Source organism: Actinomadura geliboluensis (assembly GCF_005889745.1).
Taxonomy (GTDB): domain Bacteria; phylum Actinomycetota; class Actinomycetes; order Streptosporangiales; family Streptosporangiaceae; genus Spirillospora; species Spirillospora geliboluensis.
Window position 1 is genome coordinate 1 of record NZ_VCKZ01000584.1, and the last position, 4,423, is coordinate 4,423.

Consider the following 4,423-nt stretch of genomic DNA (forward strand, 5'->3'; position numbering starts at 1 on the left):
CGCTGGAGCAGGTCACCGTCGGTGGCCGCCGCATCGAGCGCGACCTGCACGACGGCGCCCAGCAGCGGCTCGTCTCGTCGAGTACGCCGATCTCGCTGGGCCGGGTCGCCGTGTCGATCTCCAGGACGGTCCGTTCACCGTCCGGGCTGAGCGAGATCGCATCGATGACTCCCTGCGGGATGTCCGCGAGCGGGAACTCGGCGCCGTTCCGCGCGGCACGCAGTACGGATCGTCCGCCCTGATTGATGGACCAGACGAGGATGTCGCCGGCGGCTTCAATGTGCTCGATATCCCAACTGTCACGGGTGATACGGGTTAGGGAGGCGTTCTTCAGGGTGTAGCGGCCGATGGAGGTGAACTCGCCCCAGGTGTCGGTGCACAGGTAGAAGGCGGTCGAGTCCGGTGTCCACGGTCCTGGGACGAAGTAGCCCGTTCCGTGTTCGGCGGTGACGCATACGGCTTGGCTGTCGGGCTTGGAGAGGTCGAGGAGGTAGGTGGCGATGTCGGTGTTGGACCGGCCACCAGCAGCCAACAGCCACCGCCCATCGGGTGAGGTGCGTGCCGGCGTGAAGTTGACTCCGTCCGGGGGGACGATGCGGCGTTCGGCGCCGTCGGCCAGGTCCCGGATAAGAATGTCCTGCACGGTGCGATCACGGTCGTTGGCCGCATAGAGCAGATACCGGCCATGCACATCGAACGGGACGTCTGCCAAGACTCGCTGGCAGTCCGGGCCGGTACTAATTTCGGTGAGGTCTTGGCCGTCTGCGCCGATGCGGTAGATGCGGTACTGCTCGTCGCCGTTGCGGTCGGCGGTGAAGATCAGGCCCTCACCGTCCGGCCACCACGCGATCTGCCGCACCGCCTGGCCCGCGAGCCGGGTCAACCGGCGCGGTGTCCCGCCGGCGGCAGGGATCGTCCACAGGTCGAAGGATCCGGCGGCGTTGCTGCAATAGGCGACGGTCTTGGCATCCGGCGACAAGGCCACCTCCCCGCGGAAGCGTTCGGTGGGCACGAAATCGACGTAGTCGGGCATCGCTACTGCTCTCCAGACGGGATAGGGGTCAGTCGATCCAGCCGCGCCGGGCGGCCGCGGCGCCCATCGCGATGCGGCTGGTGGCGCCGAGGTGTTTACCGATGGTGCTGACGTGCCGCCGCACGCTGCTGGTCTTCATGCCGATCCGCCGGGAGATCCCGTCATCGGTCATTCCCTGCGCCAGCATCCGCAGGATCGCCATCTGGACCGGCTTGAGCGGCATCTCCGGCGCGGCGTCGCCGAGCGGGACCGCGCGCTCCCAGAGCAGTTCGAAATACTCGCGCAACGCGGCGACGATCACCGGGGACTTGATCAGCAGGGCGCCGGGCAGTCCGGTCGGGGTCAGCGGGACCAACGCGACCGCCTCGTCGGCCAGCTTCATCTTCATGCCGATCTCGGGCAGGATCCTGGCCTCTTCACCGGCCCCGGTGTGCATTTCGATGATCTTGATGCCCACGGGATGTTCGGCGCATGAGGCCTGGTAGATGGTCCGGCTTGCGACCTTGCCTTCGAAGGTGGGGAGGGGCGGCATTCCGGCCAGCTCCTCCAAAGGCCGTTCCATGGCGAAGTTCTCCAAGGTCAGCCAGTGACGCCGGGCTGTTCCCAGCAGCGAGCGGGAGGTGTCGGTGATCTCGGTGCGGTCCGTGAGGATGCGTACCAGCTGACTGGCCTGGCCTTCCATGACTCCGGGGAAGGGATGCATCTCGACCATGCGACGCTGACCGTCCAGCAACCGCTCTTGATCGGCGACCAGCTTGCGGGACAGCGCCGCGAGCGCTCCCTGCAAAGCCAGATCCGGGGCGGTGGCAACCAGGCGCGGGGAAACGGCCATCCCCAACGGCATGACATAGGCCAGCCCGGCCTCCTTCAACGCCTCCACGATCTGTGGCCCGCCGAGCACGTCAGCGGCCTCGGACGGCAGGCAGCCGTCCGAGGCCAGCAGCCGTGTGTAAGGGCCGAGCAACTCGTCCGCAACGATCCCCTTCAGCAGCCTGGCGGCTGTCTGTTCAACCTCCGTACTCACTCACACCTCCCATGACAGAGAGTATCGATGCAAGTGAGAAGCGTGGCCAGAATGGTGGATGAGCGTTTGGCGTCAATGAGCAGAGTCGCCATCGGCCGTCCGGCTACCGATGCTGCAGCTCCCACAGGGCGCTGAGATCAGCGGTTCCAGGGATCCAGTGCCCTCGAAGCAGCCTGGTGAGCCCTGATCACTTACCACCATGAGGCGTTTCGATCAGCTCCGTGACCTGGCAGAACCCTGTTTGATCAAGGCGCCCCACCACCGATCGACCGGAGTGAGAATGATTCGACTGCGCAATGCCACGCACACGCCCCTGGCCCGCCGACTCACCAGCCTCGCCATCCAGCGACGCACGCGGGGCACGTGCTGCCCCAAGCCCTTCCTCGCACGTGCCTTCAGTCACCCCCAGGGCGCCGGCGTCATCGGTCCGGGTGCCCAACGTCTCCTACGTACCGTGCTGGTCGACGCCCTTACCCGTAGCACTGAGGGATCCAGTGTCGTAATCGCACGTCCCGATCTGGAGCGGCTACTCGGCACCGCAACCTCTTGGCTCTCGGCGTCCTTCACCTCGGTCCTGCACTTCACCGACACCCTGGAGGACACGATCGAGCATCTGGAGAGCAGACCTCAAAGCATCACCACCGCTGGACCGATGGAGCAGAGACCAATCCTGTGGCTGGCCACACCGGGAGCCGACTCCGACGTCGTCCACCAAACACTAGAGAACCAGCCCTCAACGGACCTCATCACACTGTTCCACGGCCCCTGGCCGTACGGACCCACCCATTTCATCGACCATGACGGCCCTAGGCGCTTGCCCGACCACCACCTGCAGCTGCTCACCCGCGACCAAGCGGTCGCCAGACTCCAGGCCCTCGATTCGCCAGCCTGAAGCCGCCCAGGCAGGATGGCGGCGTGGAGCTGAGCCCGGTTGCGGTGTGGCGGCGGTTCAGCTTGGAGCCGGTGCGCGGGACTTCCTCAAGGCTCTGACCGCCGACCAGCGACAGCCAGATGCTGGAAGTTCGTCGCCGACGCCGATCGAACTCACAGTCGCCGAGCGCCTGGACCTCGATCAGGCCAACGCCTCCTAGGAGCTGGCGCTGCTGCACCGCGGCGAGCTGCTGACCTCTCGCAAGGCCAGCAAGCAGGTCCGCAGCGACACACCTCCATCGCCCATACGCTGTCCGAACTGCAGGACTAGCTGCGCACCTGCTGTCCGCCCTCGCTGTAGCCGCCTGGAGGGCCGTCAAGGACACAGCCGGCGATAGGTGGCCAGTTCACCGAAATGAGGATGGTTGCGGCGTAGCCTTGGGGTTCATGCCGTTCCCCCTGGACGATTTGTCGGAACCATTCCGCCGCCCCAGTGAGCTACTGCGGCTGGCCCGGGCCGTGCACGCGGCCGGCGACTATGACGAGACGCTGTGGATCGAATGGAAGAGCAGGCTGGACCTCGACAGCGACAAGGGCAAGCTGCACCTGGTCAAGCAGATACTGGGCTTCGCCAACCGTGATCCCCAGGACGCCGTACGCTGGTGTAAGGGCAACGCTTACCTACTCGTCGGCGTAGAACCGAACCAGCTGCACGGGGTGACGGCGGTGGATCCGCAAGTCCTGTCCCAGAGCTTGCGTCCCTACCTGGGCACCAAGATCACCTGGAACCCCGATTACATCGACGTGGACGGCGCGCAGGTTCTGGTGATTGAAGTCGCTCCACCCGCACCCGGCGACACGATCCACTTCCTGATGAAGGATCTGTTCGTTACCCGCACCAAGCAGACCGCATGCGGACCGGTTACCACGTCCCACGGGTTCAACGAAGGGACGATCTTCGTCCGCCGCCCCGGGGAGACCGAGCGAGCCAACCGCGACGAGCGCGACATGCTGTTGCGCCGGGCTTGCTCGGCACCTGCGGTCCAACTGGACGCCGAGGTCGTCGCCGACCGGCAGAGCATCGAGACCGCGCCCCTGGACGACGTGCGCCTCGCCGAACTCATCGTCGAGCAACGCCAGGAACTGCTCGCCGCCCGCTACCAGCCGCCGACACAGGACGGACGGCCGGTTAGACCGCTCTTCGTCCCACGCCGCGCGGCCTCGACCGATGACCCACGCACACCGGAGGAGTATGCGAAGCAGATCGAGGACTACCTGACCCGGATGCAAGAGGTCCTTCGCGGCACCACCGCCGCGCAACTGGAGGAGCATCCCGCGGCGCACTTGGCGCTGAGACTGGTCAACCACCAGGAACGCCCTTTCGCCGGCGTTGTGGTTACCGTCGCCCTTCCCGGGCGCGGCGTGTGGTGCATCGACGCAGACGATCAGATCACGTGCGCCGTTTCCGAATACCCCGACGCCCCGGCCCCTCGCCT

General features: G+C 66.1%; 4 protein-coding genes. 2 read left to right on the forward strand and 2 right to left on the reverse strand.

Annotation, left to right across the window (positions count from 1 at the left end):
* Together ETD96_RS41820 and ETD96_RS41825 are read right to left on the reverse strand one after the other, a co-directional pair.
* Nucleotides 1–1,033: TolB family protein (locus tag ETD96_RS41820; RefSeq protein WP_138642019.1), on the reverse strand; the 1,033-nt coding region annotated here is incomplete at its 3' end.
* Nucleotides 1,034–1,061: 28 nt separating this feature from the next.
* Nucleotides 1,062–2,057, reverse strand: a complete 996-nt coding sequence (locus ETD96_RS41825; protein WP_138642020.1) for a LuxR C-terminal-related transcriptional regulator — start codon at nucleotides 2,055–2,057, stop codon at nucleotides 1,062–1,064.
* Between the two features lie 454 nt (nucleotides 2,058–2,511).
* On the opposite strand from ETD96_RS41825, the gene ETD96_RS41830 reads away from it, so the two are divergent.
* Nucleotides 2,512–2,949, forward strand: a complete 438-nt coding sequence (locus ETD96_RS41830; protein ID WP_138642021.1) for a hypothetical protein — start codon at nucleotides 2,512–2,514, stop codon at nucleotides 2,947–2,949.
* Nucleotides 2,950–3,374: 425 nt separating this feature from the next.
* The coding region (locus ETD96_RS41835) for an AlbA family DNA-binding domain-containing protein (protein ID WP_138642022.1) at nucleotides 3,375–4,423 on the forward strand (1,049 nt) is incomplete at its 3' end.